The organism is Acinetobacter gyllenbergii CIP 110306 = MTCC 11365 (genome assembly GCF_000413855.1).
In the GTDB taxonomy this organism is placed as follows: domain Bacteria; phylum Pseudomonadota; class Gammaproteobacteria; order Pseudomonadales; family Moraxellaceae; genus Acinetobacter; species Acinetobacter gyllenbergii.
Genome location: NZ_ATGG01000006.1, coordinates 25,866 through 48,780 on the forward strand (window position 1 = coordinate 25,866; position 22,915 = coordinate 48,780).

The following is a 22,915-nucleotide window of genomic DNA, read 5'->3' on the forward strand; positions in this document are numbered from 1 at the left end:
TAATTAATTCTGCCATTCGTTGTTGCAGTCACGGCATTTCCAATGTTTTTGTGCTTGCATAAAGGCTTGCATTGAAATTTTAAAATCAGGTAGATCACGCCAGAACAGAACACCTGCAGTCACACAGATTGCAAACACCACAACGGTTGCAATTTGCAGACCTTGACCCGCACCATTACCAAAAATCCACATTGCAACACTAATCAAGACCAAAATTAATAAAATAAAAATGGCAGGAACCAGAAGCACTAAACTTTTAGGTACATTCGGACGAGGGCTGTTAGCACCCTGACTGGCAGGCATAATTTTCACGCTTTGACATTTAGGGCAACGGTATTGCATAAAGGATTCCTATTCTGTTTTGACTATTTTAGCGAAAATTATGCAAAAGCAAAAATCTTGAGCCTTTCAAATACATAAATTTACTTATTTTATTGTTTATCCTGTCCCCCAAGCCGACGTTTAGATTTGCCTAAAAACCTTGCGACAGCTCGTCTAAAGCCATTCGCAAAACTCGGGGCAGTCTGCTAAGTTGCAACATGAGTGGGTTGAATAATGCGAAAGGAAACGCATGTTAAGCACCAAAATTCTAAAATTGCGTTTATCTCGCATTCAGAAGGGCAAAGAACATCTCTCCAGCCAAGATAAGTTGATGTTGGTGACGATGCAAAGCCCTGATCTCAGTGCGCATTTTCTGTTGCGTTTATTTAAGGTGACTTTACCCAAGCAATGGCAATTCAGGCATGAGAATGATGAAGACCTGCTCTATGCCAGCCAATTAATTGAGTTGATTGAAGGTGAGCTACTGAGTGCTTATGAGTCACATGCGCGTAAATATGCATGGTATGAGCAGTGTTTGGTTTATCGTCTGAATTTTATTGAGACTCAGCCGAATCAGCAACATATCAATGGCTATCTACGTCAGTTGGATCGCTGTCTCGATCAACAACCGAAAATTGACCTTTTGCATTATTTCCAACGACATTATCCAAGTGCGCAACATGCGATTGCACTGGCCAAAGCCTACGCAGGGGCTGCACAATATAGCCAAGCAATTGAATACTATGAATGGGCGGCACAACAATCACCGCAACGCAATGAAACTGCTTTTTATGCTTATATTGATTGTCTGTTGAGTCGCAATCAGCCTGAATATCTGTCGCAGCTGAGTGATGTCGAATATGCGTTACATCTGTTGCTCCATCATCTGAAACCGATTGACCAGAAAAATCAGGCCCAGCGATTACAGCGTGCGGTCAGTTTGTTGTTACCCGAGTCGATACTGCGGACACGAGCTTCAAATACCAATTTATTGGCAGATATGGGACGTGGTCTAAATTCGCTGGGGAAATCCTTAAATGGCATTTTTGGCGCTAAGCCATCGCATATTCCTTATAGTCGGGATGTGATTGCAACTGCACCACAGCTTTTAACAGCACAGCGTGTACTCACAAGTTTAGTTCAGCAGAACACGATGCAAGCCGCATGGCAGCGTTTTCTGGAACAGGGTACGAGCAGTACAGAGCAAGTTGATCTACCGCTGACTTGTTTATGGCAAGCCATCCAACAGAATGCAGAGATTTTGTGCTTATTACAGCAACCTGTTCAGTATGAGGTGTTACTTACTCAACTGACTCCAATTGAATCGAAGTCAAACTATGATTTTGATCTGGGCCATATTCAGATCATCTTGCAACAAGGCTTGATGGCATATTTAGGTGATATCCGTTTGAATAAACAGCATCCTGAACGGAATGCACTCTATGAGCAACGTGATGTGGTTGTTCAGGATATGATTGCTTTTGCAGTCTGGTTCAATCAAGAGGTTCTAGCTGCATATTTGCAACAACAAAGCCAGCAGTTTGAGCAAGTGCGGAATGGATTAAGATTATTGGATGTATCGGCCTTAAGCAGTGGATTATTTGCCTTGCAGTTTGAAATGCAAAAACGCGTGCAGGATCTCGCTGATTGGATGGCGCTAAAACTGGTTAAAGGCAGTGAGTTTGAGCAGATGCAAGCCGCATGGGTGGCATTACGTGAACTCCCTAATTTTGGTATTGGACAAGAGAAAGTACAGCAGCTTGAATCAGCATTGGCACACTATAAAGCGCTGCGTTTCAGTCAGATGCAGACGCTGAGTGCTGAAGATCGATCAATACCTAGTGAAGCTGATGAGCCATAGAATTGTATGTAAAAGTGATGTTGCTCTGAAGTAGTAAATAATTTGAAGCGATGCAACAAAAAGACGCAAATCGCAGTGCAGAGCATGCTAATCTACAGAAAAACATCTAATAAGTTCAGAAAGCAGATTGATGCTCATAAGAAATGAGCTGGTAAGAAAGGGAAGAGGGAGAGCATCTTGAATCGACAAGATGATAAAAAGGCGATGTTCGATATTATGCCAGCGGATGCGGAAGTCTCTGCTGAGAAACCATCATTATCACGTCGACTGATTAATAAAACATTGCAGCATGCACAGGATGCGGTGGAATTTGCCAGCGATACTTCACGTAATATTGCGGGGGTGGCAGATGCCGCACTAGATGCCTTGGATCATGTCACGCATCACACCAAACGCGGTGTCGAAGGGGTGCGCAATACTGTACGTGATATGGTCTCGGAGACCAGTGAAGCGGCACGTCAGGTTGCTTTAGCCATGGCCAGAGCTTCTTTGGGAAAAAGCAGTCTGACCCTATATTTACCTGAGATGTTGCTGAATAATCAGATTCGCAAACGCATGGATCGTAGCGAAATTGACGATATTAAAATTGAGTGTGGTAATGACCGCTTCCATATTGAACTGGATGGGCACTATCGGCGTTTTCTGTATCGTCTTTCACTCGAATTTAATGTCTTAGAGTGTCGTATTGGGCAGGAAAAGTATTTACGTTTGCGCCAAGTCGATGAACATCTTGATCTACAAATTCGCCATGGCGGCACTTTAACTAATTGGGCGGCACGTCGTGTTGGGAATGTGAGCTTCGAGTTAATTAATTCTTTACCGATTCCATTCTTAATCAATCATCTGATTCGTGATGTGCCTGGTATTCAAAAAGAAGGGCATCGCTTATGGTATATCGACTTGGAAGAAGCGGGCTTTATTGATTTCATTAATAACCGTTCGTGGATGGTAGATAAGTTATTAAACCTGACCGATTTTAGTATTTTACCAGGTTTAAATATCTTGCAAGAAAGCCGTGAATTGGTACAACAACTGGTTGATCAATTCGAGATCCGTGGCCTACGAGTACAGTCTGGACGACTAGAAGTTCAGGTCGGGATTGGAACTGAATAGGCAATAAAAAAGCCACTGTCAATGCAGTGGCTTTTTCAGAATTTGGCGTCCCTACGGGGATTCGAACCCCGGTTACCGCCGTGAAAGGGCGATGTCCTAGGCCTCTAGACGATAGGGACATATCTGAGGAAATTTACCTGAGCGTCGTATGTAAAACATATTGATCGCTAGGCCTAAATTCTCGGCAAAGATTTTGTCTTTGCTTTTCCTCGAATTTAGTGGCGTCCCTACGGGGATTCGAACCCCGGTTACCGCCGTGAAAGGGCGATGTCCTAGGCCTCTAGACGATAGGGACGTTTCAGAGGTGGGCGTATATTAGGGTGAATTAGATAGGGTGTCAAACACTTTTCTCAAGAAAATCTAAAAAAAGCGGATAAGTGTCTAAAAATAAAACATGTTGCGGAATAAATAATCAAAAATAAGCAGTTAAGCAAAAAATACCGAGAAAATGTGGGTTTTAACAGACATAAAAAAATGCAGTCTAAGCTGCATTTTTTTGCGTATTGCTTATTTACGATGACGATAAAAAACGTAATGACTTAAATAGCAAGCTGCGATAAATAATAAGCAGCCAATAAAGCCCGCTTGCATTTCAGGGTCTGCTGCCATACTTAAACCTGTAATAAAACAGAAGATAAAGCCTAAGATCGGTACAATCGGATAAAGGGGAGCAGCAAATTTTAAATCTTTTGCTGTATGACCCGCTTTATACCATTGGCGTCTGAAGTTAAATTGACTCCAGCAAATACTCATCCACACGATGACCATGGTAAATGCCGCAACGCCCAATAAGTTCTTAAAAATCGTCTCAGGCGCAAAATGCTCTGATAACAGACCTGGAATCGCGCCAAACATGGTCACGACCAATGCAATAATCGGTGTACCACTTTTTGATAAGCGTGAGAAAACACTTGGGAGCTGGCGTTGATCTGACAAAGACCACATCATGCGTGATGCCGCATAGAGACCTGAATTGGCAGCAGACAGGAGTGCGGTAATAATCACGAAACGGATAATATCATCGGCATAAGGAATACCAATGTAGTTAAATACCGTGACGAAAGGACTGCTACTAACCCCTTCTCCCCCTAAGCCAGCGACTTGGAATGGCAGTAGGGCGCTGATCACAATAATGGTCCCCACAAAGAAAATCAATAAACGCCAGATTGCGGCATTGATGGCCTTTGGCACATTTTCAGCTGGATCTTTGGTTTCACCTGCAGCCACACCAATTAACTCTGTACCTGAAAAGGCGAAGTTAACAATCAGCATGGTGGTAAAGATGGGGATTAGCCCTTGCGGGAACCAGCCGTGTGCGGTCAAGTTATGGAATAACGGTGCTGACTCATAACCATTGAATGAAATCAAACCGAAAATTGCCAACAAACCTAAAATGATAAAGGCAATCACGGTCACGACTTTAACCAGTGCCAGCCAGAATTCGGATTCGGCAAACATTCGGGTTGAAGTGAGGTTGAGTCCTAAAATGGTGACTGCAAAGATAATGGTCCAAATCCACATCGAAATATGTGGAAACCATTCCTGCATCAGCAAGGCAGCGGCAGTAAATTCTGTGCCGAGGGTTGCCGTCCACGTGAGCCAATAGACCCAAGAAATCATATAACCTGTGCCTGGACCAATATATTTTTGAGCGTATGCACCAAAAGATCCAGCAACAGGCATGTGTACAGCAAGCTCACCTAAGCAGAGCATGACCATATAGGCAATTAAACCACCTAACACATAGGCGATAATTGCGCCCACAGGGCCAGTTTGAGCGATAACTTCACCAGAACCTAAAAATAAACCTGTACCGATTGCACCGCCTAAAGAAAGCATAACTAAATGGCGAGTGCTCATGGCACGTTTTAATGTTTTTGATTCTGAATGCGTATTCGAGTTGGAAGATTGCATACGACAATTTGTCCAAGCATAGAGAAGCGGCTATTTTATGGAAAATTCGAAAATGTGCAATCTGATTGAGAAAGATTGTGAGAAAAATATAATTATTAGATAAGAATATGGCGTCCCTACGGGGATTCGAACCCCGGTTACCGCCGTGAAAGGGCGATGTCCTAGGCCTCTAGACGATAGGGACAGATGAGGCAACACACAAATGACTAAAAGTCTAACTTCATCTCGGTCACGTGTTGTGATTTCGAGAATCTGGTGGAGCCAAGCAGGATCGAACTGCTGACCTCTACAATGCCATTGTAGCGCTCTACCAACTGAGCTATGACCCCAGAATGTGTGAGCGCAATATTAGGGGGAATGCGCTCACACGTCAATCACTAAACTGGATTAAGTCTCACTATTTGCATCATTTTTCGGCAATTTTAGTGATTCATTTAGCTTTTCCCAAACTTTCAGCTCTTTCTTGCTTGGTCCACCCACAAGTTCTAGGGCATGACGTAAACGTGCAAAAGTCAAATCAGGGCCGAGAGTGACCATCGCTTGCATCACAGGCGTTGAACTGGTTGAACCTGCAATCGCAATAAAGAAGGCTGGCATGAAATCACGTAATTTGATTTCCATTTGATTAGCCAAGTCCATCAAGGTTTGGCTAACCGTGTCATTATTCCAACTAAACTGACTTTCTAAACGCCAAATCGCAAATTGTAGGCTCTGGCGCACTTGCTCTTCAGTCAATTTTTTGCTTTCAAACTGTTCTTTGCTGATTTGTGGCATGTGGTTGAAATAGAAACCTGCCCAATTGACGGCTTCAGAGAGTAAGTTGATACGTGGCTGAATCGCAGCCGCAATATCTTCAAGGGTTTGACGATCACTTTTCCATGTCAATAAACGGTCTAAAAGCTGTCCTGGTGTCAATCCTTTGATCCACTGACCATTGAGCCAATTGAGTTTTTCAACATCAAAAATTGGTCCGCCTAGTGAAACACGTTGCACATCAAAGTTTTCAATCATGTCTTCTAGGGTGAACACTTCACGCTCATCTGGCATTGACCAGCCCATACGACCTAAATAATTTAATAACGCTTCTGGTAAAACACCGATATCACGGTAGTAATTGATTGAGGTTGGGTTCTTACGTTTAGACAGTTTCGATTTGTCTGGGTTACGCAACAATGGCATGTGACACAGCGTTGGCATGTCCCAACCGAAATATTGATACAGTAATTGATGCTTCGGTGCAGAGGGTAACCACTCCTCACCACGCAAGACATGGGTGATTTCCATTAAGTGGTCATCGACCACATTGGCAAGGTGATAGGTCGGTAAACCATCCGTTTTGAGCAGCACTTGCATATCCACTTGTGCCCAAGGGATTTCCACTTCACCACGCAGTAGGTCATTGATTTTGCAAATCCCTTCTTCAGGCACTTTCATACGAATCACATGCGGTTCAGCAGCAGCAAGACGGCGTTGTACTTCTTCTTGTGATAGTTTTAATCCACGACCGTCGTATTTCGGTGTTTCACCACGCGCTTGTTGTTCAGCACGCATTTGGTCAAGTTCTTCTGCGGTTGCAAAACAATAGAAAGCATGACCTTTTTCAACCAATTCCAAAGCGTACTGTTTATAAATTCCCATACGTTCAGATTGGCGATAAGGGGCATGTGGACCACCTACATCTGGACCTTCTGACCAATTCAAACCCAACCAGCGTAAAGAATCTAAAATCATTTTTTCAGATTCAGGTGTTGAGCGAAGTTGATCCGTATCTTCAATACGTAAAATAAACTCACCGCCGTGCTGCTTGGCAAAACATAGATTAAATAACGCAATATAAGCTGTGCCTACGTGTGGAAAACCAGTAGGAGACGGCGCAATACGGGTACGAACTTTCATAAATGATCGGAGCTTAAATTTAAATTGAAATGATTATAACGAAAAAGCCTAGTCACGGCATGACTAGGCTTGATTTAAATATGTGAAGGGGCACATATTTAAAATTTAAGAGGTATGCGGTTGGAATATAGTTTGAACGAAACGGGAAAAACGTTCATGCTGACTTGCAAAGAAGGTTTGTGTCGGTGTGGTACGAATCGTATTCAGCATTTTTAATTCATCATCTGTCGATGGCAACATGCTGGTATTACGTTTTTGCTGATCAAGCGCTTTTACGATCAGGCTCGAAGAAGATTTATCAATGGTTTTTATGTTGTTCGTTTCTTTAATTGCCGCTGCATGTCCCATTTGAACAGACGCTGCTAGAAATATGCTTAGGCTCAGTGCTTTTTTCAATTTTAATGCTCGCATTGCTCACATCCCCTTCATGATTTTGAGTCTACAAGACTAACCAAACAACTATAGTATTGCTTTAATAATACGATTTAAACATAAATCTTAATAAAAAAGTATAACTACGTCACACTTTTTACAAAAATATTAAAATTTGACACATGCTGCCATGTATTTATAGCAAAACGACTACTTTGTATACAAGTGGAATTTAGCAAGCAAATGTGTAGAAAAAGTGGAGAATGATAATTTTTCTCATTTTGACATAAAAATAACTGCTTGAGTATTTTTTTTAATGCAGGAAATACAGGCTGTGGCTATATCTTAAAAACAGAATAGTAATAAATTAATTGATATAACTATATGATTGTAAATTATTTTTAAAGAAATATAGTGGTGACAAACGGGGCGAAATGAGAAAGAATAAATGAAAACAGTTATTGCAGCGGCATTGCTGGCGCTGGGTCTAAATAGTGTGGCACAAGCGGCAACCACTTTTTTAAACGTGTCTTATGATCCGACACGTGAATTTTATCAAGAATATAATCAGGCATTTGGTCAGTACTGGAAAAAAAGAACAGGGCAAGAGGTTGATTTCAAGCAGTCGCATGGTGGTTCGGGTAAACAAGCGCGTTCAGTCATCGATGGCTTGCAAGCGGATGTGGTGACCTTGGCCTTGGCCAATGATATTGATGAAATTGCCAATGCAGGTTTAATTCGTAAAGACTGGCAAAAACAATTTAAAGACAATTCGGCACCATACACTTCAACGGTGGTGTTTTTGGTGCGTAAAGGCAACCCCAAGAATATTCGTGACTGGAATGACTTGACCAAGCCAGGTGTTGAAATCATTACTCCGAACCCGAAAACAGGTGGAGCGCCACGCTGGATTTATTTGGCGGCATGGGGTTATGCACTTAAACAACCGGGTGGTAACGATGCGAAAGCCCGTGAATTGGTGAAAAAGCTCTATCAAAATGTCAAAGTCTTGGATTCAGGTGCGCGCGGCTCCTTAACCACTTTTGCTGAGCGAGGTATTGGTGATGTGCTGTTGTCTTGGGAAAATGAGGCTTTATTGGCAACTCAAGGCTTAGGTAAAGATAAGTATGAAATTGTGTATCCATCAATTTCGATTTTGGCAGAGCCTTCAGTTGCGATTGTTGATAAAACCGTCGATAAAAATGGCAACCGTCAGCTAGCGCGTGGTTACTTGAATTTCCTTTATTCACCATTAGGGCAGGATTTGGCTGCGAAATATTATTTCCGCCCGCGTAATCCTCAAGTTGCGGCAAAATATGCACAACAATTTCCAAAGATTCAATTGTTCAAAATTAATGACGTGTTTGGTGGGTGGGCAAAGGCGCAAAAAACCCATTTTGTAAATGGTGCGATATTTGATCAGATTTATGCGGAAAAACCATAAACCAGATCCGTACTCAACATATTGCAAAAATTGAAAAAGCAAATACCAACTGTATTTGCTTTTTTATTGACTGAAAAATGATAAGAAAACGGTTTTATCTATGAAAAGTTAAGAATTCTCTACAAAAAGTCGTTTGGTACTGGCATAAAACAAGGTGATAATGTGCAGTTACATTTTCAGCTGTTGATTCTTTTCTTATGTCGCATATTTCTGTCTTACTTCATGAAACCGTTGATGGCGTATTGGCAGGTCGCGATACTGGTATTTTTGTTGATGCGACTTTTGGTCGTGGCGGACACACCCAGCTATTACTGTCCAAATTAGATGCCAATGCGCGTGTCTATGCTTTTGATAAAGATCCACAAGCCCTTGAAGTTGCTGCACAATTAGAACAAGAAGACTCGCGCTTTAAAATCATTCATGCCAGTTTTGCCGATATTCAAACAGAACTTGCCAACATTGGCATCACTGAAGTGGATGGGATCATGGCGGACCTTGGGGTTTCATCACCACAACTCGATCAGGCAGAACGTGGTTTTAGCTTTATGCAAAACGGGCCACTGGATATGCGTATGGACAATTCGCAAGGCCCAACAGCTGCACAATGGTTACTTGAAATTGAAGAAGAAAAACTCGCAAATATTATTTACCAATATGGTGAAGAACGTTATAGCCGCCGTATTGCCAAAGCGATTAAACTGGCAGGGGAAATGACCACAACGGCACAACTGGCAGAGGTGGTCAAAACAGCACATCCAAAGTGGGAAAAGCATAAGCATCCTGCCACACGAACCTTCCAAGCGATTCGTATTGCCATTAACAAAGAACTTGATGATATCGAGAGCTTTTTACCGCAAGCTGTCAGTTTGTTAAAAGCAACGGGGCAATTGGCCGTGATTAGCTTTCATTCTTTGGAAGATCGTTTAATTAAGCAGTTTATCCAAAAAGAATCGAGCTTACCTGAAGATTCGGGTTGGGGCATGCCTCAAGCACAGGTGGATACTCGACGTTTAAAGAAAGTCTCTCGTATTCGTGCGAGTGAAGCAGAAGTAAAAGCAAATCCTCGTTCACGTAGTGCGTGGCTACGTGTGGCAGAGCGTTTAGAGCAAAAAGGCTGAGAATGAACAACAACAATGATGATGACGTGATATCAAGTAGCAGAAAGGGACTGAAAAAGGTTGCTGTTTATGCTGTACTCGTTGCACTGGTGTTCACCAGTGCAATGATGGTGGTATTTCAGGTATTTGAATATCGTCATGATTATCGTGACTTGAGTGCATATATGCGTGAACGAGATGATTTAAACGCAGAATGGGGGCGTTTATTGATTGAGCAGCAAACCTTTGGGGCAACCGCCCAGATCGGTTCACGCGCAGTGACGCAACTCCGTATGTTCTCACCACCAGCGACACAGACGGTTGTGATTTCTTTACCTATGACTTCAAAGCAAGATAAATAAGGCATGCTGTATGGCAGATAAGCGAAGCAAACCAATACGAAAAAAACAGCAGTCCATTTCTGAAAGACCGACCCTTACTTTAGATATGTGGCGATTTTACTTGCTTTGGGGCACTGTGCTGCTGTGCTTTGTGGTGCTGATTGCGCGTGCTTTCTATGTGCAGGTGGTCAATAAAGACTTTCTGCAAAATAAAGCCAATGCCAATATTCTGCGGACGGAGCGATTGGAGGCGATGCGTGGCGTGATCAGTGATCGTCACGGCGTACCTTTGGCGATTAGTACGCCGATCATGAAAATTGTGATTGACCCGAGAGATTATTGGGACACGAAACAGCAATTTGATGAAATTACCGCGGAGCTGAAAAAAGATCCGAATAACCGTAAATTAAAACGCCAATTGCCTGATAAAAACTTGAATCTTGATGAGTTGGCAGATGCTGTTGGGGTTGATCGTGCAGATTTGAAAAAACAAATGCAGGCGCGTCCACGCTCACGCTATTTGGTCTTACAAAAAGAAATTCCACCGCAACAAGCGGACTTGATCACCAAGCGTAATTTCCAGGGTGTTTATGCTGAGAAAAGCTATAAGCGCTACTATCCGCAGCCGCAACCGAATGCTCAGATTATTGGGTTGACCAATAGTGAAGGGGTCGGGATTGAAGGCTTGGAAATGCAGCTGAATAAACAGTTGTCAGGTGTTGATGGCGAGCAAAAAATTATTCGGGATAAAAAGGGCAACCGCCTCAAAGTTTCTGAAGTCATTAAAGAAGTCGAGTCGGGTGAAAATGTCACCCTGAGTATCGACTCGCGTTTGCAATATATTATGTACCGTGAATTGACTGCGGCAGGTGTGGCCAATAATGCCCGCTCAGCAACGGCGATTGCGGTGGATGTCAAAACGGGTGAAATTTTGGCGATGACCAGTTGGCCATCGTATAACCCGAATGATAAAAATGGTCTTAGCAACAAAGATGCGATGCGTAACCGTGGCGCGATTGATATGTTTGAGCCAGGCTCAACCATGAAACCTTTTACCGTGGCTGCGGCGTTGGAAAGTGGTAAATATACCCCAAATACCATCGTCAACACTTCACCAGGTTCAATGCGTTTAGGTTGGCATACCATTCGTGATACGCATAACTATGGTGCCTTAACAGTTTCTGGCGTGATTATTAAATCTTCGAACGTCGGTTCGGCCAAGATTGCACTCTCTTTACCTAAAGATACGGTACCGTCTTTCTTTAGACGTGCGGGCTTTGGGCATCGTTCGGCGGTTAAATTCCCAGGTGAAAGTGCTGGTTTACTCTATTCAGGCGATAAGCTGAATCCGTCTCAATTAGGGACCATGGCCTATGGTTATGGCTTGAATGCGACCATTTTGCAGGTCGCACAAGGTTATGCCATGTTGGCGAATCATGGTGTGCAAATGCCCCTGAGCTTGCGTAAGTTAGACAAAGCCCCTGAAGGTACGCAAGTCTTAGCCCCTAAAATTGCGGATCAAGTACTGACCATGCTTGAACAAGTAACCATGCCAGGCGGAACCGCGAAACAAGCGGTAATCCCCGGTTATCGTGTCGGCGGTAAAACAGGGACGGCACATAAATTACGTGCCGACCGTAAAGGCTATTCAAACAGCGAATATCGTGCTTTATTTGCAGGGGTTGCGCCGATCAGTGATCCTCGTTTAGCCATGATTGTGGTGGTTGAAAATCCACAAGGTCGCTACTACGGTGGTTTGGTGGCAGCACCCGTATTTGCACGTATTATGCAAGAGTCCTTACGTTTACTGAACGTACCTTTAGATAAGCCCCTTGATACTTCTATAAAATCCAATCCGTAGGTAGATTATGTCGATTCGTTTTCAACAGATACATCCGATCAACATCGATGCGGCTTGGTATACACAGCCTTTTCAAGGCTTTTGTCTAGACAGTCGCAAGGTTGAACAAGGGCAGATTTTTATTGCACTGAGTAGTTATAGCCAACCTGAAAAAACCCGCCAATTTGCACAAAATGCTTTGGATGCAGGTGCATTGGCGATCATTAGCGAGACTGCTTTAGGTTTTGCGAATGAGTGGGTTTGTCCAGATGTGCGCTATTTGATGGGTGAGTGGCAAAAGCAATATTTGCAAGCGGTTGATCCTGTAACCACATTGCGTGGAATTGCAGTCACAGGAACCAATGGTAAAACCACGATTTCACGTCTAATCGCAGAGTTGGTGAGTTCACAAGGCAAGGGTTGCGCAGTCATGGGCACCACGGGTAATGGGATTTTGCCGAATTTAACCCCATCAACACATACCACTTTGGATGCTTTACAATTACAACTCGCCCTGCATGATTATGCTAAACAGGGGGCAAGCTTTGTGGCATTGGAAGCTAGCTCTCATGGTTTGGAGCAAGGCCGCCTGAATGGCTGTGAACTTGAAATCGCGGTGTATAGCAATTTAAGCCGTGATCATTTGGATTATCACGGGACTTTGGAGGCGTATGCCGAAGCTAAAGCTTTGTTATTCAAATTCACAACTTTAAAGGCTGTGGTCATTAATCTTGATGATGCATATGCACATCTGATGTTGAATGCTGCGAAAGCCAATCCAGCACAACCTAAAATTCTGACTTATTCTTTGACTCAGACGACAGCGGATTATTATATTGCGGATTTGCAATATCGTTTGAGTGGAGCAAGTTTTACGTTAATTGCTCCGACAGGTCACTATGTGGTGCAAAGTCCATTACTTGGGCAGTTTAATGTTGAGAATTTATTGGCCAGCCTGATTGCGGCAGAGTATGCCGGTTTTAGCTTGGCAGATTTAGTCCAGTTTGTACCGCAGCTCCAAGGTGCACCGGGGCGTATGCAGGTGATTCAGGATGCAGAGCGTTTATTTGTGGTGGATTATGCACATACCCCTGATGCCTTGATTCAGGTATTAACGACATTAAAGCGTCATGTCACGGGTCAGCTTTGGGCGGTATTTGGTTGTGGTGGCGACCGGGATCGTGGCAAACGTCCATTGATGACACAGGCTGCATTGGATCATGCCAATCCCGTTGTGCTTACCTCGGATAATCCGCGAACTGAAAATCCTGAACAGATTTTTGCGGATATGAAGCAAAGCATCAATTTCGCAGAACATGAGATGCATGAAATTCATGATCGTCGTGAAGCGATTAAATTTGTGGTCGCACAAGCTCAAGCGGGTGATATTGTGGTGATTGCAGGTAAGGGACATGAAAACTATCAAGAGATTGATGGGGTTCGTCACTGGTTTGATGATGTGGTTGAGGTGCAGTCTGCGATTGCTGCACAGCCACATTCTGTCGATTCAGCATATTCTGCGCAATAAGCTTAAAAGGTAAATAAAGCATATGCATACTTCAACGACCAGTACCGTTCCATTACAAGCTTGGACCGCAGAACAATTACAACAAGCGACCCAAGGCGAGTGGTTTCAGCACAATATTCCACAAGGTGAAATTAAACGTATTTTAACCGACTCACGTCATGCCGAAGCTGGTGATGCTTTTCTCGCCTTAAAAGGTGAGCGTTTTGATGCGCATACTTTTGTCGCGCAAGTTGCGAAGCAAGGTTGTCAAATTGCCATTGTCGAACATCCTGTTGATGCAGATATTGCACAGTTGATCGTCAAAGATACCCGTCTGGCGTTGGGGCAGCTCGGTGCTTATCGCCGTCAACAGAATTCACAGCTCAAAGTGATTGCTTTGACAGGTAGTAGTGGCAAAACCACCACTAAAGAAATGTTGGGCAGTATTTTATCTCGTTTGGCACCGACCTTAATTACCCGTGGCAACCTGAATAATGATTTGGGCGTGCCGATGATGTTGCTTGAGCTACGTCCTGAGCATCAATATGCTGTGATGGAGTTGGGCGCGAGTCATCAAGGTGAAATTGATTACACCTCGAATTTGGTGCAGCCGCATGTGGCAGGCATTTTGAATATTGGTACCGCACATCTGGGTGAGTTTGGTGGACGCGAGGGCATTTGCCGTGCTAAATCAGAAATCTATGCGCATATCTTGCCTGAAGGGATTGCGATCGTCCCTGCGCAGGATGATTTTAGTGAGACCATTCGCCAAAATGCACAAGCACATTCAAGCTTGAGTTTTGGGGAAGGTGGTGATGTATTTGCAACCGAAGTTCAGCTGCATCCTCAATCGGCGCAATTTAATTTGCATACACCACAGGGGATGCGTGCAGTGAATTTGCCATTTGCAGGCGCGCATAATGTCCAGAATGCCGCTGCAGCGACTGCTTTTGCACTCGCGCTTGGTATTGCACTGGATGATATTGTACAAGGTCTGGAGCAAGCGCAAGGGGCGAAAGGTCGGTTAAACTTTATTCAACACCAAAATCATTTATTTATTGATGATACCTATAATGCCAATCCAACTTCGATGCGTGCAGCAGCACAGGTTTTGTTGCAGCAGCAAGGCTTAAAAGTCATGGTGATGGGAGATATTGGGGAACTCGGTGAAAGCAGTTGGCAAGAACATCATGATTTAGGGCACGATTTAGCAATGTTGCCGCTGGATCAATTGGTTGTGGTCGGGGAGTTTGCAACCGCTGCACAACAGGGCTCAGCCAATGCAGCAAAGTTACATGCCTTTGCCTCTCAAACAGAAGCATTACCGTTTTTAATTAATTTAGTCCAAACACATCAACCCCAGTCAATGAGTTTCCTATTCAAAGGGTCTCGTTATACCCATATGGAAACGTTGATGGCTGACTTGATGGAGAAAATTTAAATGTTGTTATGGTTATTTGAACAATTGGCGGACTATAACAGTTCGTTTCAAGTTGTTCGTTATTTAACATTACGCTCTTTATTGAGTTTGCTGACGGCCTTGACGATCGGACTGGTGCTAGGCCCTGTCATGATTCGTAAATTACAAGCATTAAAATATGGTCAGGCGGTGAGCTCTTTTGCGCCTGAAAACCATGCCAAAAAAATGGGGACCCCAACCATGGGCGGGATTTTAATCCTGCTTTCGATTGGAATCAGTACGCTATTGTGGGCGGATTTATCCAATCCTTATGTCTGGATTGTGCTGGGCGTCATGGTGGTGTTCGGTGCTGTGGGTTGGGCGGATGACTGGATTAAAGTTCGTTATAAAGACAATGCGGGTTTGCCTGCACGTAAGAAATTTTTCTGGACCTCAGTGGCTTCGCTTGGTGCAGGTATTGCACTATATGTCATTGCAAAACAGCAAGATAGTGTGGTTCATACCGCGAATATGCTGGATTTGTTGATTCCATTCTTTAAAAATCTCTCTATTCCACTTTCCGCGATCCCATTAGGTTTGGCATTTATTGGATTCACCTATCTGGTGATTAATGGCGCATCTAATGCGGTCAATTTGACCGATGGTCTGGATGGCTTAGCGATTATGCCGATTGTGATGGTGGCCGCAGGTTTAGGGGTATTTGCTTATTTATCTGGTGATATCCGTTTTGCCAATTATTTGCATATTCCTTATGTTAAATATACCTCTGAACTGGTAGTGATCTGTTCAGCGATGGTCGGTGCGGGTTTGGCTTTCCTTTGGTACAATGCGCACCCAGCCCAAGTCTTTATGGGTGATGTCGGTGCCTTGGCGCTTGGTGCAATGCTTGGTACGATTGCGGTGATGGTTCGTCAGGAAATCGTATTTGCCATTATGGGCGGTGTGTTTGTGATGGAAGCGGTTTCGGTGTTCTTGCAGATCGGTTCATTGCGGATGCGCAATAAGCGCGTATTCTTGATGGCCCCTTTGCATCATCATTATGAAAAGCAAGGTTGGAAGGAAACCCAAGTCGTGATTCGTTTCTGGATCATTACTATTTTCCTCGTGGTATTGGGCTTAATGACGCTAAAATTACGTTAAACCAAGATTCAAAAAGAAGCTGGTGATCACCAGCTTTTTTTATGTTTGGAGAAAATAGATGAGTTTGTTGATGTGTCCTGTTTGTCGCCAATCATTGAATTTGGTTGCGAATTCTTGGCAGTGTGAAAAAGGGCATCATTATGATGTAGCCAAACAGGGCTATGTCAATTTGCATGTGGTCCAGCATAAGCATAGTAAAAGCCCAGGAGACACGCCAGAGTCGGTATTGGCACGTCGTGAGTTTTTGCAGGCAGGTTTTTATCAACCCTTACAACACGCAGTTGTGGCATTGTTACAACAATTGCAGCCCAAGGCTGTCTTGGACATTGGTTGTGGTGAAGGTTATTACACCAGTGCTATGCAAGCTTATACCCAGCAATGTATTGGCGTAGATATTGCTAAAACAGCGGTACAACGTGCAGCGAAGTTAAATGACAAGGTAACTTGGGTGGTGGGAACGGGAGCAACATTGCCAGTTCGGGATCATGTACTGGATCTTTGTACCAGTTTGTTTAGTCCAATACCGCAAGATGAAATCGTAAGAGTATTGCGTGATGATGGTTATTTAATTGTGGTGACCCCTGCACCAAAACATCTCTATGATTTGCGTGAAGCCTTATTTGAGCAAGTTAATTTACATGAGCCAGAGAAGTTTGTGCAGCAGTTGGATGCTCAGTTTGAGTTAATGCAAGCACAGATCGTTGAAGCACCCATGCAATTGGATCAGCAAGCATTAAAGAACTTAATTGCGATGACGCCATATGCCTACAAAGCCAATCCTGAGCGCCGTAACGCCTTAGAGCAGGTACAGGGCTTTACAGCGACTGCAGCCTTTCAAATTTATTTATTTCAGAAAAAAAAGAAGCCATCAATGTGATGGCTTCTTTTTTATTTACTGGATTTGATTGATCAAATGCTCAATCCCATCCTTTTCTTTCGGTGGAGGTGCTGGGTTTGATGAATTCGAGCCCATGGCTGGTGGTTGCTTTTTAGCAGGCACAATTGGTTGTTCGTCAGTTGATGAGCTTGTTCCAGGTAAGTCTGAAAAATCATTTTGTACTGAACGTGTTGGCGCTGGTGGCGCTGGACGATACAGTGGACGAGCCAGTGGTGGAGAAGCACGATATTCTTTTTTATCTTCGCTTTGCTGAATCTGCAATTTATCACGAGAGATCGGATCTTTTGCTTCTTTATCCAAACGCACCCATGCAGATGGGGTATCTTTTAATGAGTTCCCCATAAAGTTGGTCCAGATTGGAAGTGCGGCAACGCCACCGTATTCGCGGCGACCGAGTGTACGCGGTTGGTCAAAACCAACCCAAGCAATCGCGACCAACTTGCCATTAAAGCCAGCGAACCATGCATCTTTGGCATCATTGGTAGTCCCTGTTTTGCCCCCTAAGTCATCACGACCAATTTTAAGTGCCGCTCGACCTGTACCGTGCTGGATCACATCACGCAAAATGTTGGCCATGTCATAGGCAGAGCTCGATTTTAAGATGCGTTGGGCTTGACGGTAATCACTGTTGGTTTTGGTAGTTGGTGCCGTATCCGCTGTGAGCATTTGTGCTTCGGAAGCAGCAGTGGACTCATCTAAGCTTTGATTGGTCACATCGGTGACTTGGTCCTTGGATTGATCTTTATCAGCTGCTTGTTGTTTTGAATCTGCATTGGCGCTACTAATACATGGGATACAGGCGTAGTCAGGTTTCGCTTCGTAAATAACCTTACCAGCTGCATCTTCAATCCGCTTAATGAAGTGTGGCTGAATACGGTAACCGCCATTGGCAAAAGTGGCATAGCCTGTTGCCATTTGAATTGGTAATACCTGTGGTGTACCAAGGGCAATGGTATAGTTACGTGGAATTTGATCTTCTTGTAGACCAAAATCCATAAACAATTGACGAGTACGCTCAATGCCAACGTTTTGTAATAAACGTACAGAAACGGTATTTCGAGATAAATATAAGGCACGACGTAAAGGAATCATGCCCAGATAACGACCATCTGAGTTTCTTGGAGACCACTTACCAATGGTAATAGGACTGTCATTGACCATGCTATAAGGGGTCATGCCACGCTCTAAAGCCAATGCATAGACAAAAGGCTTAATGGTGGAACCTGGTTGTCTCCAACCTTGTATAGCACGGTTAAACTTCGATTGATAAAAGTTATAGCCTCCGACAACAGCTTCGATTGCACCGTCATTGGGATTAATGGCAATCAGTTGTCCTTGAACTTTCGGCACTTGAACCAAAGACCAAACGGTTTTACCTTCGTTTGGACGCAGGCGAATAATGTCTTTGACTTTGACAATCTGTGAGGCATTCGAGGGTGCACCACCGACGCTATTGGCGTTGCGATAAGGACGAACCCAAGACATACCAGACCAATTCACGGTCACTGTTGAGCCATCTTGCATCAAGGCATCAAAAGAGTTGTTATTGACCTTGACCACTTGCGCAGGGTAGGTGTTGGCATAAGCCATAAATTGCTTCAATGGTTTATCGTGTGCTTCAGGGCCACGCCAGCCATGACGACGGTCATAAGCCTCTAGACCATTTTGAATCGCTTGTTCAGCATAACGTTGACGTTTGCTATCAATAGTCGTGTAAACCTTGTAGCCTGAGTCAACTGCTTGTTCACCAAAATGTTCGACCAATTCTGAGCGAACCATTTCACCCACATAAGGGAATACATTGCTCACTGAGCGATCAACCATATTCAAATTGATCGGTTCTGCGACCGCTTGTTGATATTGATTTTGGTTAATGTAGCCGAGTTGTAGCATACGACCTAAAATCCAGTTACGGCGTTCAAGGGCGCGTTCAGGATTTACGACAGGATTGTATTTTGATGGTGCCTTAGGTAGACCTGCAATCATCGCCATTTGTGCAGTGCTAAGTTCATTAATATTTTTGTTGTAATAGACACGTGCGGCAGCTGCAATTCCATAGGCATTTTTACCTAAGAAAATTTTATTGACGTAAGCGGTCAGAATTTCCTGTTTTGTTAAGTTTTGCTCGATTTTACGTGCCAGAAACACTTCTGTTAGTTTGCGTCGAAGTGTTCGGTCTGGACTTAAATAATAGTTTTTCGCTACCTGCATGGTAATGGTCGAGCCCCCAGTTTGGACATCAGACCCTGTAACAGATTCAGTCAGTGCTCGCCCAAGCCCTTTAAAACTAATCCCATTGTGCTCAAAAAAGGATGAGTCTTCCGCTGCCAGAAAGGCGTGGATAAAAGAAGGAGGGATCTGTTCATATTTAACAGGAATGGATAATTTCCCGCCATATTCCGCAATTAACTGATCATCTGTCGTATAGACTTGCAATGGTTTTAGTAAAGGCGCTTTTTTGAGTGAACTCATATCTGGCAGTGAAGGTGCAAGATAGAGATACATGCCATAAAATCCCATTGGAAGTGAGACTAAGATAATAATAATGATCAAAAAAAATGGGCGAACAATACCAGAACTGGATAGCTTTTTCATAATAAGTAAGTTTTAATAAGAGCGAATGGCAAACTAATTGTGGTCAGTATATCCTTTAGACTTGCGGATTGTTAGATGAGTTATTGTATCCGTAGCAATTAAAGACCAAAACAAAATTAGTGTGTTGTATTTTTGGGGATAAAAAAATAAATAGGAAAGTACTGTGCTCAGGTTATATCGTAAACCAAATAAGGGGTTAGTGGGTGTCGATATTAGTTCGACAACTGTTAAGTTATTGGAGCTCTCTGTAAAGAACGGTAGATATTGGGTTGAAAGTTATGCGGTGATGCCATTGCCTGAAAGCAGTGTCGTGGAAAAAAGCATACTGAATCCAGAGGCGGTAGGTGATGCACTTGAGAGGGTGGTCAACCTTGCCAATCCTCATGCCACCAATGTTGCAGTTGCTGTGCCGACATCCATGGTCATTAACAAGATTATCGAGATGGATGCCGACATGACGGATGAAGAACGTGAAGTTCAAATCCGCATGGATGCTGAGCAATACATTCCGTTCCCATTAGATGAAGTCAGTCTTGATTTTGAAGTTTTACCTGATCGTTTAGCGAATCCAAATCGGGTCAATGTCCTCTTAGTTGCAACGCGAACTGAGAATGTCGATACACGTGTCGAGGTTCTAGAGCTGGCTGGCCTAACTGCAAAAATTGCTGAAGTGGAAAGCTATGCGATGGAGCGCGCATTCAGTGTATTTGCTGATACCTTGCCAATGGGTGCCAATACGGTTGGGATCTTAGATATTGGTCATACCATGACCACTTTGTCGGTGATGCAAAAAGGCAAAATCATTTATACCCGTGAGCAGGTCTTTGGTGGTCGTCAACTGACTCAAGATGTGCAGACTCGCTACGGTCTTTCTTTTGAAGAAGCTGGGCGTGCTAAGAAAGAGCGCACCTTGCCAGATGATTACGACACCGAAGTCCTTGAGCCTTTCTTGGATGCTGTGGTTCAACAGGCGGCACGTTCGCTCCAGTTCTTCTTTTCATCTTCACAATTCAATGAAATTGACCATATTTTGTTGGCGGGCGGGAATGCCAATATTCCAGGCCTTGCCAAGTTATTACAACAAAAACTCGGTTATCGCGTTACCATTGCCAATCCATTCCTACAAATGGGTTTTTCTCCCCAAATTGATATTAAGAAAATTGAAAACGATGCTTCCTCTTTAATGGTGGCATGTGGTTTGGCATTGAGGAGTTTTGATTAATGGCAAAGATTAACTTACTCCCTTGGCGTGATGAGCTAAGAGAACAACGAAAGAAACAGTTTGTCGCATTTTGCGTTGGGGTCGCTGCATTAGGCATTGCTTCGGTATTTTTTGGATGGATGTACTTTGATCATAAACTCAATGACCAAGAACAAGCCAATCAATTGATTGTGAGTACCAATCAAAACTTAGATACGCAACTCAAAGCACTGGATGGTTTGCAGGAACGCCGTAACGCCATTATTGAGCGGATGAAACTGATCCAAGGCTTACAAGGACAACGTCCAATTACCGTGCGCTTGGTGGATGAATTGGTTCGAGTCACGCCGCCGACAATGTACTTAACCAAATTTAGTCGTACAGGGGATAAATTCACGATTGAAGGAAAGGCAGAAAGCCCGAATACCGTGGCTGAACTGTTACGTAATCTAGAGGCTTCGCCTTGGTATCGAAATGCCTTTATGAACTCCTTCCTTGCCGTGGATGAAAACAAAAATAAAGACAAAACAGCAACGTCGTTGGTGCCTCGTGTTGAGGAAAATTATGGCAGTTTTGTGGTCACTGTAGATCTGGGTGAGATCGGGACAGTTGCGGAAGCTGCACCAACATCAGAAGCAGCCGCATCAGGGGTAGTCGGGGTGGCAAAATGAAGTTAGATAAAGCTGATGATTTAAATCAAGATACCGTTGCGATCAAGAAAAAGAAAATGACGGTTGAACAGTTTTTCCAACAGTTTAATACGTTGGATATGAACAATTATGGTAGTTGGCCACTATCGGTCAAAATTACCTGCTGGATTTTTGTGTTCTTGGCGGTTGTTGCATTAGGTTATTTTGTGGTGATCAAGTCTCAACTTGAATCCATCGCGAATGAGCAAGCCAAAGAGCAGAGCTTACTCAATGAGTTTAGAGAGAAAGATTCAAAATTACGTAATTTGCAACAATATCAAGCACAACTGCAAGAGATGGAAGCGAATTTTAATCAGCAGTTAGAACAGCTGCCTAAAGAAACAGAAATTCCGAGTTTGGTTGAGGATATCAACTTAACGGGGGTGAATTCTGGATTGAAATTTAAAAACATCCGTCTAGAAAGTGAAGTGAAGCAAGAGTTCTTTATTGAGCAGCCAATCAGTATTGATGCCACAGGTGATTATCATGCCTTTGGTGCATTTGTCACGGGCATTGCCGCTTTGCCACGTATTGTGACCTTGCATGACTTTACGGTTGAAGCAAAAGAAGATACGCAGAAAAAATCTGACATTCCTGTAGTGAACTATACCGTTAAAGCAAAAACCTATCGTTATATCGGTGTTGATGAGCATGTAAATGAATCAAAAGCACCGAAAGATAATCCACCTGTCTCAGGAGGAAAATAGTAAATGAATAATTATAAATTGCTTCTGAGTTTTCTGCTTGGGTTGGGCTTGGTTGGATGTGATTCCCGGATTGATGCGGTCAGTCAAAAAATGGCGGAAATCCGTAATCAACCGCCTTTGCCGATTGAGCCAGCACCCGTATTTAGCCCTGTGCCTTTGTTTAATTACGCAGCACATCAGTTAAAAAGTCCTTTCATGCCAAGTTCTTTGGCAGCTGAATTGAAGATTATGGCAGGGAAGCGGGTTTATCCAAATTTTAATCGCCAGCCACAGCCTTTAGAGGCGTATGCATTAGAGTCATTGAACATGAAAGGCAGCATGAGGGGGAAACGTAGTGATACGATTGCTCTGCTTCAGACACCAGATGGTCAAATTGAACGGGTGCAAGTGGGAAGTTATTTGGGGATGAACCAAGGTCGCATTATTAAAATTAGCCCGACTCAAATCGATTTGGTGGAGATTGTACCCGATGGCCGAGAGGGCTATGTCGAAAGACCTCGTACACTCGTTTTAATTGGACCAGCGCCGTAAGATTAAGGGAATAACAATGAAAAAACAG

Annotated in this window: 18 protein-coding genes, 4 tRNA genes and 1 pseudogene; 14 read left to right on the forward strand and 9 right to left on the reverse strand. The window is 43.5% G+C overall.

The window, feature by feature from the left end:
- Positions 1 to 3: 3 nt before the first annotated feature.
- A complete protein-coding gene (locus F957_RS18690; protein WP_016542708.1) occupies positions 4 to 342 on the reverse strand; it encodes a hypothetical protein in 339 nt (112 codons plus the stop codon).
- 229 nt (positions 343 to 571) lie between these two features.
- Between F957_RS18690 and F957_RS18685 the strand changes: the two genes are divergently transcribed.
- Together F957_RS18685 and F957_RS18680 are read left to right on the forward strand one after the other, a co-directional pair.
- The gene (locus F957_RS18685; protein WP_016542709.1) at positions 572 to 2,182 is read left to right on the forward strand and encodes a hypothetical protein; all 1,611 of its coding nucleotides are present in this window, start codon (positions 572 to 574) and stop codon (positions 2,180 to 2,182) included.
- A gap of 177 nt (positions 2,183 to 2,359) precedes the next feature.
- Entirely contained in the window at positions 2,360 to 3,295 is a 936-nt protein-coding gene (locus tag F957_RS18680) for a hypothetical protein (RefSeq protein ID WP_004657391.1), read from the forward strand.
- 43 nt (positions 3,296 to 3,338) lie between these two features.
- Here the strand turns inward: F957_RS18680 and F957_RS18675 are convergent.
- The 7 genes from F957_RS18675 to F957_RS18645 form a co-directional block, all read right to left on the reverse strand.
- Positions 3,339 to 3,414, reverse strand: a tRNA-Glu gene (locus F957_RS18675).
- Between the two features lie 100 nt (positions 3,415 to 3,514).
- Positions 3,515 to 3,590, reverse strand: a tRNA-Glu gene (locus F957_RS18670).
- Positions 3,591 to 3,802: 212 nt separating this feature from the next.
- Positions 3,803 to 5,209: an amino acid permease gene (locus tag F957_RS18665; RefSeq protein WP_016542710.1), complete on the reverse strand. Its 1,407-nt coding sequence runs from the start codon at positions 5,207 to 5,209 to the stop codon at positions 3,803 to 3,805.
- A gap of 108 nt (positions 5,210 to 5,317) precedes the next feature.
- A tRNA-Glu gene (locus F957_RS18660) sits at positions 5,318 to 5,393 on the reverse strand.
- A 69-nt stretch (positions 5,394 to 5,462) separates the two neighbouring features.
- Positions 5,463 to 5,538 (reverse strand) — tRNA-Ala (locus F957_RS18655).
- Positions 5,539 to 5,596: 58 nt separating this feature from the next.
- On the reverse strand, positions 5,597 to 7,105 hold the full coding sequence (gltX, locus tag F957_RS18650) for a glutamate--tRNA ligase (RefSeq protein ID WP_016542711.1): 1,509 nt from the start codon (positions 7,103 to 7,105) through the stop codon (positions 5,597 to 5,599).
- 105 nt (positions 7,106 to 7,210) lie between these two features.
- Positions 7,211 to 7,516, reverse strand: coding sequence for a hypothetical protein (locus F957_RS18645; protein ID WP_016660116.1), 306 nt, complete (start codon positions 7,514 to 7,516; stop codon positions 7,211 to 7,213).
- Positions 7,517 to 7,925: 409 nt separating this feature from the next.
- Here F957_RS18645 and F957_RS18640 point away from each other — a divergent pair, with 409 nt between their 5' ends.
- From F957_RS18640 to F957_RS18605, 8 genes and pseudogenes are all read left to right on the forward strand, one after another.
- The gene (locus F957_RS18640) at positions 7,926 to 8,921 is read left to right on the forward strand and encodes a sulfate ABC transporter substrate-binding protein (RefSeq protein ID WP_016542713.1); all 996 of its coding nucleotides are present in this window, start codon (positions 7,926 to 7,928) and stop codon (positions 8,919 to 8,921) included.
- Positions 8,922 to 9,118: 197 nt separating this feature from the next.
- A complete protein-coding gene (gene rsmH / locus F957_RS18635; protein WP_016542714.1) occupies positions 9,119 to 10,039 on the forward strand; it encodes a 16S rRNA (cytosine(1402)-N(4))-methyltransferase RsmH in 921 nt (306 codons plus the stop codon).
- Positions 10,040 to 10,041: 2 nt separating this feature from the next.
- Positions 10,042 to 10,380 (forward strand): cell division protein FtsL, encoded by a 339-nt coding sequence (gene ftsL, locus F957_RS18630; RefSeq protein ID WP_004657403.1) that lies wholly within the window; start codon positions 10,042 to 10,044, stop codon positions 10,378 to 10,380.
- Between the two features lie 10 nt (positions 10,381 to 10,390).
- A pseudogene (gene ftsI, locus F957_RS18625) lies at positions 10,391 to 12,224 on the forward strand (penicillin-binding protein PBP3).
- Positions 12,225 to 12,227: 3 nt separating this feature from the next.
- Positions 12,228 to 13,727 (forward strand): UDP-N-acetylmuramoyl-L-alanyl-D-glutamate--2,6-diaminopimelate ligase, encoded by a 1,500-nt coding sequence (locus F957_RS18620; RefSeq protein WP_016542716.1) that lies wholly within the window; start codon positions 12,228 to 12,230, stop codon positions 13,725 to 13,727.
- A gap of 22 nt (positions 13,728 to 13,749) precedes the next feature.
- Positions 13,750 to 15,147, forward strand: coding sequence for a UDP-N-acetylmuramoyl-tripeptide--D-alanyl-D-alanine ligase (locus F957_RS18615; protein WP_016542717.1), 1,398 nt, complete (start codon positions 13,750 to 13,752; stop codon positions 15,145 to 15,147).
- Positions 15,148 to 16,266 carry a phospho-N-acetylmuramoyl-pentapeptide-transferase gene (mraY, locus tag F957_RS18610; protein ID WP_016542718.1) on the forward strand — a complete coding sequence of 373 codons (1,119 nt, stop codon included), beginning with the start codon at positions 15,148 to 15,150 and terminating at the stop codon, positions 16,264 to 16,266.
- 58 nt (positions 16,267 to 16,324) lie between these two features.
- On the forward strand, positions 16,325 to 17,143 hold the full coding sequence (locus F957_RS18605) for a methyltransferase (protein WP_016542719.1): 819 nt from the start codon (positions 16,325 to 16,327) through the stop codon (positions 17,141 to 17,143).
- A 15-nt stretch (positions 17,144 to 17,158) separates the two neighbouring features.
- On the opposite strand, the gene ponA is transcribed toward F957_RS18605, so the two are convergent.
- Positions 17,159 to 19,759: a penicillin-binding protein PBP1a gene (ponA, locus tag F957_RS18600; protein WP_016542720.1), complete on the reverse strand. Its 2,601-nt coding sequence runs from the start codon at positions 19,757 to 19,759 to the stop codon at positions 17,159 to 17,161.
- Between the two features lie 163 nt (positions 19,760 to 19,922).
- On the opposite strand from ponA, the gene F957_RS18595 reads away from it, so the two are divergent.
- The 4 genes from F957_RS18595 to F957_RS18580 are packed head-to-tail and all read left to right on the forward strand — an operon-like array spanning position 19,923 to position 22,887.
- A complete protein-coding gene (locus F957_RS18595) occupies positions 19,923 to 20,981 on the forward strand; it encodes a pilus assembly protein PilM (protein WP_016542721.1) in 1,059 nt (352 codons plus the stop codon).
- Complete coding sequence (locus F957_RS18590) at positions 20,981 to 21,631, forward strand: PilN domain-containing protein (RefSeq protein ID WP_016542722.1); 651 nt, start codon at positions 20,981 to 20,983, stop codon at positions 21,629 to 21,631. Before F957_RS18595 ends, F957_RS18590 begins: the two co-directional genes overlap by 1 nt.
- Positions 21,628 to 22,356, forward strand: coding sequence for a type IV pilus inner membrane component PilO (locus F957_RS18585; protein ID WP_016542723.1), 729 nt, complete (start codon positions 21,628 to 21,630; stop codon positions 22,354 to 22,356). Before F957_RS18590 ends, F957_RS18585 begins: the two co-directional genes overlap by 4 nt.
- A 3-nt stretch (positions 22,357 to 22,359) precedes the next feature.
- Positions 22,360 to 22,887 (forward strand): pilus assembly protein PilP, encoded by a 528-nt coding sequence (locus F957_RS18580; RefSeq protein ID WP_016542724.1) that lies wholly within the window; start codon positions 22,360 to 22,362, stop codon positions 22,885 to 22,887.
- Positions 22,888 to 22,915 lie beyond the last annotated feature (28 nt).